Raw genomic sequence first — 14,082 nt, 5'->3', positions numbered from 1 at the left:
ATCGCTGCTCCCTACTCCCCGTTCGTCCCGTTCCCGCTCTCCGCCTCTTCCGTGATGTGCTCGACCGACACCACGTGCTCGTCCTCGGCGGTGTCGAACACGATCACGCCTTGCGTCGAGCGGCCGGCGATGCGGATGCCTTCGACCGGGCAGCGGATCAGCTGGCCCTTGTCGGTGACCAGCATGATCTGATCGGCGTCCTCGACCGGGAACGAGGCAACCAGGTTGCCGTTCCGGTTGTTGACGCTCATGGCGACGATGCCTTTGCCGCCGCGCCCGGTGGTGCGGTATTCGTAGGACGAGGTCCGCTTGCCGTAGCCGTTGACCGACACCGTGAGCACGACCTGCTCCTGCGCCGACATCTCGGCGTAACGTTCCTGGGCAAGCTGGAAGCTGCCGGACGTCTCCTCGGCCTCGGCGTCTACTGCCGCCTCTTCAGCCCCGGCTTCGCCGGCGACCGCACGGCGCATCTTCAGATACGCCGAGCGCTCGTCCGAGGTGGCGTCGACGTGGCGCAGGATCGCCAGCGAGATCACCTTGTCGGAACCGGCGAGCGCGATGCCGCGCACGCCCATCGAGGTGCGCCCGGTGAACACGCGCACGTCGGTGACGGGGAAGCGGATGCACTGGCCGCCGGCGGCGGTCAGCAGCACGTCGTCGCGCTCGGTGCAGATCTGCACGTCGACGATCGCCTCGTCGTCGTCGAGCTTCATCGCGATGATGCCGGAGCGGCGGACGTCGACGAAATCCGACAGCTTGTTGCGCCGGACGTTGCCGCCCGTCGTGGCGAACATCACGTCGAGGTTGCCCCAGGTCGATTCATCCTCCGGCAGCGGCATGATGGTGGTGATGCGCTCACCCTGCTCCAGCGGCAGGATGTTGATCAGCGCCTTGCCGCGCCCGTTCGGCGCGGCCACCGGCAGACGCCAGACCTTCTCCTTGTAGACCTGGCCGCGCGAGGAGAAGAACAGCACCGGCGTGTGCGTGGAAGCCACGAACAGCCGGCTGACGAAATCCTCGTCGCGGGTCTGCATGCCGGAGCGGCCCTTGCCGCCGCGGCGCTGGGCGCGGTAGGCCGACAGCGGCACGCGCTTGACGTAGCCGGCATGCGAGACGGTGACGACCATGTCCTCGCGCTGGATCAGGTCCTCGTCCTCGACCTCGCCCTCCTGCTCGATGATGACGGTGCGGCGCGGTGTGGCGAACTCGGCCTTCACTTCGGCGAGCTCGGTCTTGATGATGCCGAGCACGCGTTCGCGCGAGCGCAGGATGTCGAGATAATCGGCGATCTCGCCGGCGAGCTTGTCGAGCTCGTCGCGGATTTCGTCGCGGCCGAGGGCGGTCAGGCGCTGAAGCCGCAGGTCGAGAATGGCCCTCGCCTGTTCCATCGACAGCCGGATCGTGCCGTCCGCGCTGATGCGATGGCGCGGATCGTCGATCAGCGTCAGCATGTCCTCGACGTCCCGGGCCGGCCAGTCGCGCGACATCAGGGTGTCGCGGGCGGTGGTCGGGTCGGCCGAGCTTCGGATCACGCGGATCATCTCGTCGATATTGGCGACGGCGATCGCGAGACCAACGAGGATATGCGCGCGATCGCGCGCCTTGGCCAGCAGGTACTTGGTGCGCCGCGTGACGACCCGCTCGCGGAAGTCGACGAAAATCGTCAGCAGGTCCTTCAGATGCATGATCCGCGGACGGCCGCTGTCGAGCGCCACCATGTTGACGCCGAAGCTGGTCTGCAGCGGCGTGAACCTGTAGAGCTGGTTCAGCACCACATCCGGCACGGCGTCACGCTTCAGCTCGATGACGACGCGGTAGCCTTCGCGGTCCGATTCATCGCGCAGGTCGCCGATGCCCTCGATCTTCTTTTCCTTGACCAGCTCGGCGATGCGCTCGACCATCGTCGCCTTGTTCACCTGGTAGGGAATCTCGGTGATGATGATCGCCTCGCGCTCCTTGCGGATGGTCTCGATCGCGACCTTGCCGCGCATCACGATCGAGCCGCGGCCGAGGTGATAGGCGGAGCGGATGCCCTGCCGTCCGAGAATGACGCCGCCAGTCGGGAAATCCGGTCCCGGCACGATGTTGATGAGCTCGTCGATGGTGAGCGCGGGATTGTCGATCAGCGCGACGCAGGCGTCGATGACCTCGCCGAGATTGTGCGGCGGGATGTTGGTGGCCATGCCGACCGCGATGCCGCCCGCGCCGTTGACGAGAAGGTTCGGGAACTTGGCCGGCAAGACCGACGGTTCGGTCTCGTTGTTGTCGTAGTTCGGCTGGAAGTCGACGGTGTCCTTGTCGATGTCGGTCAACAGGGCCAGCGCCGCCTTCGTCAGGCGCGCTTCGGTGTAACGATAGGCGGCCGCGGGATCGCCGTCGACCGAGCCGAAATTGCCCTGGCCGTCGATCAGCGGCACGCGCATCGAGAAGTCCTGCGCCATGCGGACCATGGCGTCGTAGATCGACTGGTCGCCGTGCGGGTGGTACTTACCGATGACGTCGCCGACCACGCGGGCGGATTTGACGTACTTCTTGTCGGGTGTGTGCCCCTGCTCGTTCATCGAGTACAGGATGCGGCGGTGCACCGGCTTCAGACCGTCGCGGGCATCAGGCAGCGCCCGCGCCACGATCACGCTCATGGCGTAGTCGAGGTAGGACTTCTTCATCTCCTCGAAGATGGAGACGGGGCGAATGTCCGAGGGTTGCGCCGGCTGGTCGCCGGGCTTGTTGTCGTCGTCAGCCAAGGGGGAATCCGGTGAGTTTTTGTCTGGGAATCATATAGCGCATCGTGCCCCTGATAACCACCCTTGGCGGCGGCACGGAAGCGCTTTTTCCGCTTATTTTTCCAATGACTTACGGCGTTGCACGGCACGCCTGGAAGCAACCTGGAACGGGTCGTCCAAAATCGCCCCTGCTAACATGAAATCCCCGCGCGGCGAGCGCCCATCAGTTCGCTTTTGCCGAGCGCGGGCCGAGTTCAGCCCGAACATGAAGCGGGCCCGGATTTCCCGAGCCCTTTCTGTCAATTGGCAGGGTTTGCTGACACGAGATGGAAGGCGCCGCTGAGCCCGGCGAAACGCTCCCTCTCGTCCGATCCGTTCTCAGAACGGGATATCGTCGTCCATGTCGCTGTTGCGGCTGCCGCCACCTGCGGCAACCGGACGGCGCGGCGCGCTGCTGACGGGGCCGGAAGAGCCGAAATCGCCGCCCGGCTCGTCACCGAAGCTGCCGCCTCCGCCGCCGCCACCGCGGCCGTCGAGCATCGTCAGGGTGGAGTTGAAGCCCTGCAGCACAACTTCGGTGGAGTATTTCTCGACGCCGCTCTGATCGGTCCATTTGCGGGTCTGGAGCGCCCCCTCGATGTAAACCTTCGCGCCCTTCTTCAGATATTGCTCGGCGACCTTGCAGAGGCCTTCGTTGAAGATCACGACGCGATGCCACTCGGTCTTTTCCTTGCGCTCGCCGGTGTTCTTGTCGCGCCAGGTTTCCGACGTCGCGATGCTCAAATTCGCAATAGGCCGCCCGTCCTGGGTGCGGCGGATTTCAGGATCCTTGCCGAGATTTCCAACCAGAATGACCTTGTTGACGCTTCCCGCCATCGCCGCTCTCCACTCCGAATGCCACTGATTTCAAAGGCCGAGCGCGCTGCCCGCGTTCCTCTGCGCCCTGTTGAGGCGACCCTATACGCTCGCGGGCACCGCTCAGCCCATCACCCCCTGGGTTATCCCCACATATAGCATCGACCTTCGCAATGTTCCAGATTTGTTCTTCCTGACGGCGCGCCGATACTAGGCGTGGCATCCAGCGCGCCGACGCCTGGGAATGTTCCATTTACGGGAACCCAGCGAGGTTCCCGGAATGAGGAAAAGCACTTAACATTGAGCAAGTTGGAGGTCTTTCGGGCACCGGCAAGTGTGGCATTTGAGAGACGGACGCGGCGCCGTCTTGGGTCTACGATCGCCCTGTAATTGAATCATAAGGGCGTCGCGCCTGATCCGCCGCTTCGGGGACTGCGAAAAGCGGCGAACACTGGGGAGACTGCAATGAACAAGATTCTGATTGGTGCAATCGGTGCAGTAACATTGAGCCTCTCGGCTCCCGCAAGCGCGGCGGATCTCGCCGCGCGCCCCTACACCAAGGCTCCGGCGCCGATGGTCGCCGCCATCTACGACTGGAGCGGCTTCTACGTCGGCATCAACGGCGGCGGCGGCAGCAGCCGCAAGTGCTGGGATTTCGTCACCCCGGGGACCGGCGTCCTGGTTGGCGAGGGCTGTCACAGCGCGACTGGCGGCACGGTCGGCGGTCAGGTCGGTTATCGCTGGCAGTCGACCAATTGGGTGTTCGGCCTCGAAGGCCAGGGCAACTGGGCCGACTTCTCCGGCGACAGCATCAGCACGGTGCTCGTGGGCACGGGCCTGCGCAATCGCTCGAAGATCGACGCCTTCGGTCTGATCACCGGCCAGGTCGGCTACGCCTGGAATAACGTGCTGCTCTACGTGAAAGGCGGCGGCGCCGTCGTCAGCGACCGCTACCGCAGCTACGATCTCGTCACGGGTCTTGAGTTTGACCGGGCCAACGAGACCCGTTGGGGCGCCGTTGTGGGCGCAGGAATCGAGTTTGGATTTGCGCCGAACTGGACGGTGGGCTTCGAGTACGACCACATCTTCCTCGGCAACCGCACGATGACTTTTACCGGTTCGGGCAACCTGCTGGCGGCCCCGCTTGGCGCCGTTACACGCTCCGATCGTATCAGCCAGGACGTCGATATCGGCCTGATCCGGGTGAACTACCGCTGGGGCGGGCCGCTGATCGCCAAATACTGATATCTCTCTGATATCGATCGATGATTGAAGGCCGGCCTTGCGCCGGCCTTTGTCATTCGGGAGCTCGGATACGCAGGCGTAATGAGTCAGTAACCATCACCTTTTCAACCACTGTGGCTTTACGGAGACACAACTTGCGGCTTCAGTGGTGTAAGCACTGCCTCAGTTGGGCCGTTGAGTCCGCTGCCCTTCCGTCAAGGAAGGCAACAATAGAAACTGGGACTGGGATTAAGTTGAAAATGAAGAAAGTTCTGTTGGCTTCGGCCTGTTTGTTCGCTCTGGCGGCCCCCGCTTCGGCTGCTGATCTCGCGGCTCGCCCCTACACCAAGGCGCCGGTCGCTCCGCTGGCTTCGGTCTACAACTGGACCGGCTTCTATCTCGGTATCGTCGGTGGCGGCGCCTGGGAAGCCTCTTCGGGCGACCCCAAGATGCAGGGCGGCTTCGTCGGCGGCACCGCCGGCTACAACTGGCAGACCGGCAACGTCGTGTTCGGCCTTGAGACCGATGCCGCCTGGGCCGACGTCAGCGCCTCGGCCGCTGGCACGGTTGCTGTCGCCGGCGTGGGCATCCCCGCCTCGCTGACCTCGAGGATCGACGCCATGGGCACCGTGCGCGGTCGTATCGGCTGGGCCATCAACAACGTGCTGCTCTACGGCACCGGTGGTTACGCCTGGATCGACAACAAGCTCACCGCCACCCTGGGCGCGCTCTCGGCCTCCGATAGCAAGTTCCACTCGGGCTGGACCGTCGGCGCGGGCGTCGAGGCGTTCTTCGCACCGCAATGGTCGGTCAAGGGCGAGTATCTCTATCGCAGCCTCGGCGGCGAGACCTACTTCTCGGGCGCCATTCCCACCGGCACGCTCAACCTCCACACCGTGCAGGTCGGCGTGAACTATCACTTCGGTGGCCCGGTCGTCGCCAAGTACTAAGCTTCAAGTACTGAGCTTCAAGTACTAAGCTCAGCTGCAACGCTACTCGCGTTACGAAAGGCCGGCCTCGCGCCGGCCTTTTTGTTTTGGAGATATGTTGTTTTGGCGGATGCGCGCCGGTTTAGTGCAGCGCCTGCTGCCAGATGCCGCCAGCGCGCCAACATTCAGTTGACGATTCGCAACTCCCTCTGGAAATCCGTCTCCGTTCTTCCTACGTTCGCTGACAACCCCATCGGCGCCGATCCCGGTTCCGGACGAAGCGCGCCTTTTTATCGGCGCGGTCGCGCACCCATGGGATTCCCTAGGGGCAACTCGGATGGATGAAGTGATCAAGGCGAAGCGCCAACAACAGAACGCGGGCTCGAGCCTGCGCGCAATTACGATCCGCGGCGCGCGCGAGCACAACCTCAAGAACATCGACGTCGAGATTCCCCGCGACAAGCTGGTGGTGTTCACCGGCCTCTCCGGCTCCGGCAAATCCTCGCTCGCCTTCGACACCATCTACGCCGAGGGCCAGCGCCGCTACGTCGAATCGCTGTCGGCCTATGCCCGCCAGTTCCTGGAGATGATGCAGAAGCCCGACGTCGACCAGATCGACGGCCTGTCGCCGGCGATCTCGATCGAGCAGAAGACGACGTCGAAGAACCCGCGCTCGACCGTCGGCACCGTCACCGAGATCTACGATTATATGCGCCTGCTCTGGGCGCGCGTCGGCGTGCCCTACTCGCCGGCCACGGGCCTGCCGATCGAGAGCCAGACCGTCTCGCAGATGGTCGACCGCGTGCTGGCGCTGCCCGAGGGCACGCGGCTCTATCTGCTTGCACCCGTCGTGCGCGGCCGCAAGGGCGAGTACCGCAAGGAGCTCGCCGAATGGCTCAAGAAGGGCTTTCAGCGCGTCAAGATCGACGGCACCTTCTATGAGCTCAGCGAGGCGCCGACGCTCGACAAGAAATTCCCGCACGACATCGACGTGGTCGTCGACCGCATCGTGGTGCGCGCCGACATCGGCCAGCGCCTCGCCGAAAGCTTCGAGACCGCGCTGAAGCTCGCCGAAGGCCTCGCCGTCGTCGAGTTCGCCGACGCGCCCGCGGCCGCTCCCGCCGAAGAGAAGAAGAAGACCGCCAAGATCCACGACAAGAGCGGGCCCGAGCGCATGCTGTTCTCGGAAAAGTTCGCCTGCCCGGTCTCCGGCTTCACCATTCCCGAGGTCGAGCCGCGCCTGTTCTCGTTCAACAACCCCTACGGCGCCTGCCCCGCCTGCGGCGGCCTCGGCGTCGAGCAGCATGTCGACGAGGACCTCGTCATCCCCGACAAGGAGCTCGCCATCGGCAAGGGCGCGATCGCGCCCTGGGCCAAATCGTCCTCGCCCTATTACGTGCAGACGCTGACCGCGCTCGGCAAGCACTACAAGTTCACCCTGACCACCAAGTGGAAGGACCTGCCGAAGAAGACGCAAAACGCGATCCTGCATGGCTCCGGCGAGGACGAGATCAAGTTCTCCTACGAGGACGGGGTGCGCTCCTACGACACCAAGAAGCCGTTCGAGGGCGTCATCACCAACATCAACCGCCGCTACCGCGAGACCGAAAGCGAGTGGGCCCGCGAGGAGCTGGCGAAATATTTCCACGACGTGCCCTGCGAAGCGTGCCGCGGGTTTCGCCTCAAGCCCGAGGCGCTTTGCGTCAAGGTCGGCGGCAAGCACATCGGCGAGATCTCGGAGCTGTCGGTCAGGAAGGCCGGCGAATGGTTCGAGACCGTGCCCGGCGCGCTCAACGCGCAGCAGAACGAGATCGCCGGCCGCATCCTGAAGGAGATCCGCGAGCGCCTCACCTTCCTGCTCGACGTCGGCCTGAATTACCTTACGCTGTCCCGCTCCTCCGGCACGCTGTCCGGCGGCGAGAGCCAGCGCATTCGCCTGGCCTCGCAGATCGGCTCGGGGCTCACAGGCGTGCTCTACGTGCTGGACGAGCCCTCGATCGGCCTGCACCAGCGCGACAACGCCCGCCTGCTCGACACCTTGAAGCGGCTGCGCGACTTAGGCAATACCGTGGTCGTGGTCGAGCATGACGAGGACGCCATCCGGCTTGCCGACTACGTGCTCGACATCGGCCCGGGCGCCGGCATGCATGGCGGCCACATCGTCGCCGAAGGCACGCCCGCCGAGATCATGCGCAACCCGAAATCTCTGACCGGCAAGTATCTGACCGGCGAGCTCGAGGTCGAGGTACCGGAGCGGCGTCCGCCGAACCATCGCCGCACCATCAAGGTGGTCAACGCGCGCGGCAATAACCTCAAGAACGTCACCGCGGAGATTCCGCTCGGCCTGTTCACCTGCGTCACCGGCGTGTCCGGCGGCGGCAAGTCGACGCTGCTGATCGACACGCTGTACCGCGCTATCGCCCGCAAGCTGAATAACGCCAGCGAAGGCGCCGCCCCGCACGACCGCATCGAGGGCCTCGAGCACATCGACAAGATCATCGACATCGACCAGTCGCCGATCGGGCGCACCCCTCGCTCCAATCCGGCGACCTATACCGGCGCCTTCACGCCGATCCGCGAATGGTTCGCCGGCCTGCCCGAGTCCAAGGCGCGCGGCTACGAGCCGGGCCGCTTTTCCTTCAACGTCAAGGGCGGCCGCTGCGAGGCCTGCCAGGGCGACGGCGTCATCAAGATCGAGATGCACTTCCTGCCCGACGTCTACGTCACCTGCGACGTCTGCAAAGGAAAACGCTACAACCGCGAGACGCTCGAAGTCCTGTTCAAGGGCAAGTCCATCGCCGACGTGCTCGACATGACCGTCGAGGAAGCCGCCGAATTCTTCAAGGCGGTGCCGCGCGTCCGCGAGACGTTCCAGACGCTGCACCGCGTCGGCCTCGACTACATCCATGTCGGCCAGCAGGCCACTACGCTTTCGGGCGGTGAAGCCCAGCGCGTCAAGCTGGCCAAGGAGCTGTCGAAGCGCGCCACCGGCCGCACGCTCTATATCCTGGACGAGCCGACCACCGGCCTGCACTTTCACGACGTCAAGAAGCTCTTGGAGGTGCTGCACGAGCTGGTCGCGCAGGGCAACACCGTCGTGGTCATCGAGCACAATCTCGAAGTCATCAAGACCGCCGACTGGGTCATCGACCTGGGGCCGGAAGGCGGCGACGGCGGCGGCGAGATCGTCGCCTGGGGCCCGCCGGAGGATATCGCGAAGGCGCCGCGGAGCTATACGGGGAAGTTTTTGGAGCCGGTGCTGAAGAAGGCGAGGAAGCCGAAGCGACGGAGCACGAGCGAGGCGGCGGAGTGAGCTATTCCGCGTCGCAATATTCTTCGTCGGGCGATGAAGTATCCTTCGGACGTATATCAGCCGTTGGACATATTCGATTGATATGTTTAGTTTGGATTGTGCTCGGCGACCCCTTCATTTGAACGTTGAAATCGTTTCCTGATGCCGCTTTTAGCTTTTTGGGAGTCTAATCCGGACGAGGTCAGCCAGACATCGATCGAGCAGATCGTGGCAATGGCTGGTGACGGCAATTTGAGAGACGGCAGTCTCTGCTCCAGCGAACTTAGGCAGTATTTAACTCAAGCTGATACGTCAAAGCTAGCCAGCTACGTCGAGCACTGCCTTTCGAATAGCTTCGCAAAAGGTGGGCAGGTTTTTCAGGATCTCGTCAATGAGCTTGGCCGTCGATTAGACTTTAAAGTTACGAACGGTCGATATCAAGGCACCGTAAACGCGATCGGGTTTGATGGAATTTGGCTTTCGCCCGAGGGGCATACCATTGTCGCCGAGGTGAAGACGACTGACGCCTATCGGATCCCGCTAGATACTATCGCCTCCTATCGGCGAAAGTTACTCGACAACTCAGAAATAACGGAGCCGTCATCAATCTTGGTCCTCGTTGGAAGGCAAGATACAGGCGAGCTCGAAGCACAGATAAGAGGGTCCCGTCACGCATGGGACATTAGGGTCATTAGTGCGGACTCTCTGCTGAAACTAATTCAGCTGAAAGAGAACTCTGACGATTCCGAGACTGGGCGAAAGATACGCAGCCTTTTAACTCCGATGGAATTTACCCGCTTGGATAGTCTTGTGGATGCTATGTTCACAACAGCCACAGATGTCGAAGCGACCATAATCCAAAGCGCGGTCGAAAAGACCGATACAACGGATGTCGCTGCAAGCAAGGAACCTTCCGCAACTCCGAGCGGATGGGAGTTTACCGATGGCGCTGTACTGGACGCGAAGAGAGGCAAGGCAATCGACGCTCTTGCAAGGCGACTTGGGGTTAAATTCATAAAGAAGAGCAGAGCTCTGTACTGGGACTCTGCACACGAAACTCGCGTCGCATGCTCTGTATCTAAACGATATACCAGAGGAAGTTATCCATACTGGTACGCCTATCACCCGCAGTGGAATGAATTTCTCGGCGAAGGCACTAGGTCGTTCTTTTTGCTCGGATGCATGGACCAAGAGACTGCCTACGCTATTCCGCTAGACGTGCTGCGCGAACATCTCGCCGCCCTGAACACAACAACTACTGAACGAAGTACATATTGGCATATACATCTTTCTGAAACATCAAGCAGTTCGATTGCTTTGCAGCTGCCAAAGACGTCGCGCCAACTATCGCTCGAAGATTTTCGAATACCTCTAGAGTCTAGCTAGTAACCACACAGGGTTGTCCTTCAACACTCAGTTCGTCACGTTTTCATATTTTGGCTTAGCGTTGTAGTCACGTACTACTGCTCCATGCCCTATTCTCTCGCCATCTTCGATCTCGACGGCACCCTCGCCGACAGCTTTCCGTGGTTCCTCCGCACCATCAACGACGTCGCCGATCGCTTCAATTTTCGCCGCCTGAAGGATGAGGACATCGAAGAGCTCAGGCATGCCTCGACGCGCGAGATCCTCAGCCAACTCGAAGTGCCCTTGTGGAAGCTGCCGGCGATCGCGCGGCATGCGCGGCGGTTGAAGGCGGAGGCGGCGAGCGAGATCTCGCTGTTCGCGGGAGTCGAGGCGATGCTGCGGACGCTGGCTGACAATGGCGTGCAACTCGCGCTGGTGACGTCCGACAGCGAGGCCAATGCGCGCGAGAAGCTTGGGGATGCCGCGGCGCTGTTTTCGCATTTCGACTGCGCGGCGGCGCTGTTCGGCAAGCCCGCAAAATTCCGCCGGGTCGTCACACACGCCGGCGTGGAGCTGGACCAGGCGATCGCGATCGGCGACGAGGTCCGCGACATCGAGGCGGCGCGCGCCGTCGGCATTGCCTGCGGTGCGGTGTGCTGGGGTTACGCGGCGCCGGCAGCGCTGCGGGCGCTGGGGCCGGACCATGTGTTCGAGCGGATGGACGAGATTGTGCCGATACTAGCTCGGACGCGTAGGGTGGGTTAGCCGAGCGGATGTGCGAAGCGCATCTGTTCGGCGTAACCCACCATGCTTCAGCGATGCGGGACGAATTGGTGGGTTACGCTGCGCTAACCCACCCTACGAGACCTGCCTCCCCTACTCCGTCCTCCGCAGGAACGCCCCGAACGCCCTTGGGCCGTCGCCGGTCTTGACCTCGCCGACGACCTTCAGATCAGTCGCGTCAATGATAACAAGCGTGTTGCTCTCCCAGCATGCCACGATGACGCGCTTGCCGTCGGCGGTGGCGGCGATGCCTTCGGGATAGTCGCCGACATTGATGCGCTTGATCGGCTTGAGGCTCGCGACATCGAACACGCTGACGGTGCCGCCATATTGGTCGGTGACGAAGCCGCGGCCTTGCGTCAGCGCCACCGCATAGGGGCGCAAGCCGACCGGCACGCGGCCGATCTCGCGCCCCTCCGCAATGTCGATCACGGAGACGTCGTCGGAGCCGACATTGGCGGTGTAGGCGCGCTTGCCGTCGGCATCGATGGTGACGCCGAACGGGCGAGTGCCGGCCTTGATCGTCGCCTTGCGCTGGCGCGTCATGGTGTCCACGACCGATACGCTGTCGTCGTCGCGGTCCACCGAGAGCAGCAGCCTGCCGTCCGGCGTCAGCGCCAGCCCCGACGGCGAGGCGCCGACCGCAATGCTCGCCGTGACGCTGCGCGAGGCCGTATCGATCACCCGCACCGCCGCCGCGTACCAGTCGGCGACGTAGACCGTCTTGCCATCGGGCGCCACGGCAATGCCGAGCGGCCCGCCGCCGACCTCGACGCGACCCGCCACCTGCCGCGCGGCGGCGTCTACCACTGTCACCGCCTTGGCATCGGGGCTGGTGACATAGGCAAACCGCCCGTCCGCGCTGACGGCCACACCGGCCGGCTTGCCGCCGATCGGAATGGTTGCCACCGCGCGAAGGTTGCCGAGGTCCACGACCGTCAGATCGTCGCTGAGCTGGTTGGTGACAAACGCTTCCTCGGCAGACGCGCTGCCGAGGTCGGCGCCAGGAGCACCACAGCAAAGGCCGGCGGCAAGCGCCGCCAGGAGCAGCGCCCGCAAGGCCAGTGCCCGCACGATCAGCTACCGCTCTCGATCTTCTTCTTCAGCGCCTCGAGACCGGTCTTGTAGAGCCCGCTCACGGCTTTGATCGCAGCCTCGTCGTTCAATTCCGGCGGCGGATCGTTGTTGGGAAAGCCGCGGTAGAACGCGCCGGCCCATTCCAGCTTGGCCTTGCCGTCGGGGGCCGGCGACACCGTCAAGGTCGAGGAATAATTGGTCACCGGCAGCACCTTCACGTCCACCTTGGTGATCCGGTACGAATAGCTCATCATGTCGGGCTCGTATTTGTAGAGCTCCTCATCGACGGTCGCTCCGCCCGTCAGCGTCAGCTGCCGCGTCGCGCCGACCTCGTTGCCCTTCTCGCCCGTGGTCTTGGTTACCGGCGGCAGCCAGCTCATGTCCTGAAAGTTACGGATCGCGGCCCACACCTTGTCCTGCGGTGCGTTGATCTCGATGGATTCGCGCACCTTCTGCCGGGTCGGGCCATGGGCCCAGGCTGGTGAAAAAGCCGGCGCAAGAGCCACCGTCAATGCCGCCGCTCCCGCGGCGGTCAGAACCGCCGCCACGGCTGTGCGCCGTCCAATCGTCACCCTCATCTCGTTTCCTCATACGTCCAGTTGATCATGCGCGACTTGCGATGCGCGCTCCCGGTCATCCTAGCGCATTTTGGGGCCGAGGGGAGACCGGTTCGTGGCGCCGTTGCGGCGGCGCTCCACCCCACAACCAGTTGCGTTGCCCGTCGGGCAAAACACCCAACGGGAAGGTCAATGCCTTCGTCGCAAATAATTCGCTTTACTAGAATTCGGAATTATCGCATGTTTCGGTCACCTCAACCCGGGCCGAGGGGCGTATCGCGATCGTCACGAACGCGGGATGGGAGGTGGTGGACGCGGGCCGCGTCGCGCGCAGTCGGTTTGCAGGGCGGGTCACACCGTGAGCAGGCAACGCGCGCATACGACAGGCGCAGCCCGCGTACGGCAAAATCGTGTGGTCCTGGCGCCCGGGGTTCTGGCGTCAAGCTTTGCGGCGATGCGGCGGCCAACCGGTGCGCACATCGATCAGCCGCAAGGCGACGGGGGCAATAGTGCAACGCTCCCCGAGGAGAGCGCGACATAAGCCGTCAACCCACTGCGCAGGGAAGGCCGGATGTTTTGGCTACACCTGTATGCCGCTGTGCAGCTTCCTTAAGCACACGCTTTCGCACAGTGGACCGTGGGTGCCAGCCGGCACCCGGCCTTCCCTGCGCCCTCGGCATTTTTGAGGGCGGCAACGGCCTCAAGACTCGGGCGGAATACGCCGCGAGAACGGGAAATTGCGCGCATCATCTGGATTGGATTGCGATATGGATTCAACGCTCGTGCCCCGGACGCAGCGCCCCCGGCGATGCGAAGCATCGTCCGGTGCGATGCGCTGCAGAGCCGGGGCCCATGCAGCAGCGCGTTGCTCGGCCGCTGGGTCCCGGCTTTGCGCCGCAACGCTCTCGCGTTGCAGCTTGTCCGGGACACCAACGTGGCGAGCCGATCAAGCCGAGTCGGCGAGCCTAACCCGCCGAGCGATCTCCGCGCCCTTCTCCCGCTCGACAACGCCAATGTCGTACTGCCCCTGCAGGTCCAACCAAAATTGAGGACTATTGCCGAAATACCGACCAAGTCGCACCGCGGTGTCAGCCGAGATACTTCGGCGTCCATTCAGAATATCGGTGATCCGCCCCGAAGGAACGCCGATGTCGAGTGAAAGCCTGTTGGCGCTCAGCCCTCGCGCAACCAATTCGCGCTTGAGCAAGCGGCCGGGATGAACGAGCGGAGCCATGGATGTCAGCCCTCGTGATAGTCGACGATTTCTACCTCGTAGGCATCGCCCTTGGTGAATT

At 63.3% G+C, this 14,082-nt stretch carries 10 protein-coding genes; 5 read left to right on the top strand and 5 right to left on the bottom strand.

The window, feature by feature from the left end; genetic code table 11:
• Nucleotides 1-11 precede the first annotated feature (11 nt).
• Entirely contained in the window at nt 12-2,744 is a 2,733-nt protein-coding gene (gyrA, locus tag WI560_RS14870) for a DNA gyrase subunit A (RefSeq protein ID WP_375308586.1), read from the bottom strand.
• A gap of 357 nt (nt 2,745-3,101) precedes the next feature.
• Nucleotides 3,102-3,599 carry a single-stranded DNA-binding protein gene (locus WI560_RS14865; protein ID WP_375160429.1) on the bottom strand — a complete coding sequence of 166 codons (498 nt, stop codon included), beginning with the start codon at nt 3,597-3,599 and terminating at the stop codon, nt 3,102-3,104.
• A 444-nt stretch (nt 3,600-4,043) separates the two neighbouring features.
• On the opposite strand from WI560_RS14865, the gene WI560_RS14860 reads away from it, so the two are divergent.
• From WI560_RS14860 to WI560_RS14840, 5 genes are all read left to right on the top strand, one after another.
• Nucleotides 4,044-4,823, top strand: a complete 780-nt coding sequence (locus WI560_RS14860; protein WP_375308585.1) for an outer membrane protein — start codon at nt 4,044-4,046, stop codon at nt 4,821-4,823.
• Between the two features lie 239 nt (nt 4,824-5,062).
• On the top strand, nt 5,063-5,752 hold the full coding sequence (locus WI560_RS14855; protein WP_375308584.1) for an outer membrane protein: 690 nt from the start codon (nt 5,063-5,065) through the stop codon (nt 5,750-5,752).
• A gap of 316 nt (nt 5,753-6,068) precedes the next feature.
• Complete coding sequence (uvrA, locus tag WI560_RS14850) at nt 6,069-9,044, top strand: excinuclease ABC subunit UvrA (protein ID WP_375308583.1); 2,976 nt, start codon at nt 6,069-6,071, stop codon at nt 9,042-9,044.
• Between the two features lie 141 nt (nt 9,045-9,185).
• Nucleotides 9,186-10,409, top strand: a complete 1,224-nt coding sequence (locus WI560_RS14845; protein ID WP_375308582.1) for a hypothetical protein — start codon at nt 9,186-9,188, stop codon at nt 10,407-10,409.
• A gap of 84 nt (nt 10,410-10,493) precedes the next feature.
• Nucleotides 10,494-11,135 carry an HAD-IA family hydrolase gene (locus tag WI560_RS14840; protein WP_375308581.1) on the top strand — a complete coding sequence of 214 codons (642 nt, stop codon included), beginning with the start codon at nt 10,494-10,496 and terminating at the stop codon, nt 11,133-11,135.
• Nucleotides 11,136-11,246: 111 nt separating this feature from the next.
• Here the strand turns inward: WI560_RS14840 and WI560_RS14835 are convergent, their stop codons facing one another.
• From WI560_RS14835 to WI560_RS14825, 3 genes are all read right to left on the bottom strand, one after another.
• Nucleotides 11,247-12,212 carry a cytochrome D1 domain-containing protein gene (locus tag WI560_RS14835; RefSeq protein WP_375308843.1) on the bottom strand — a complete coding sequence of 322 codons (966 nt, stop codon included), beginning with the start codon at nt 12,210-12,212 and terminating at the stop codon, nt 11,247-11,249.
• Nucleotides 12,213-12,229: 17 nt separating this feature from the next.
• A complete protein-coding gene (locus WI560_RS14830; RefSeq protein WP_375308580.1) occupies nt 12,230-12,808 on the bottom strand; it encodes an SRPBCC family protein in 579 nt (192 codons plus the stop codon).
• A 925-nt stretch (nt 12,809-13,733) separates the two neighbouring features.
• A complete protein-coding gene (locus WI560_RS14825) occupies nt 13,734-14,021 on the bottom strand; it encodes a HigA family addiction module antitoxin (RefSeq protein ID WP_375308579.1) in 288 nt (95 codons plus the stop codon).
• Nucleotides 14,022-14,082 lie beyond the last annotated feature (61 nt).

This window comes from Bradyrhizobium sp. A11 (assembly GCF_042077125.1).
GTDB lineage: Bacteria > Pseudomonadota > Alphaproteobacteria > Rhizobiales > Xanthobacteraceae > Bradyrhizobium > Bradyrhizobium japonicum_B.
This window is presented reverse-complemented; position numbering and strand designations above follow the sequence as displayed.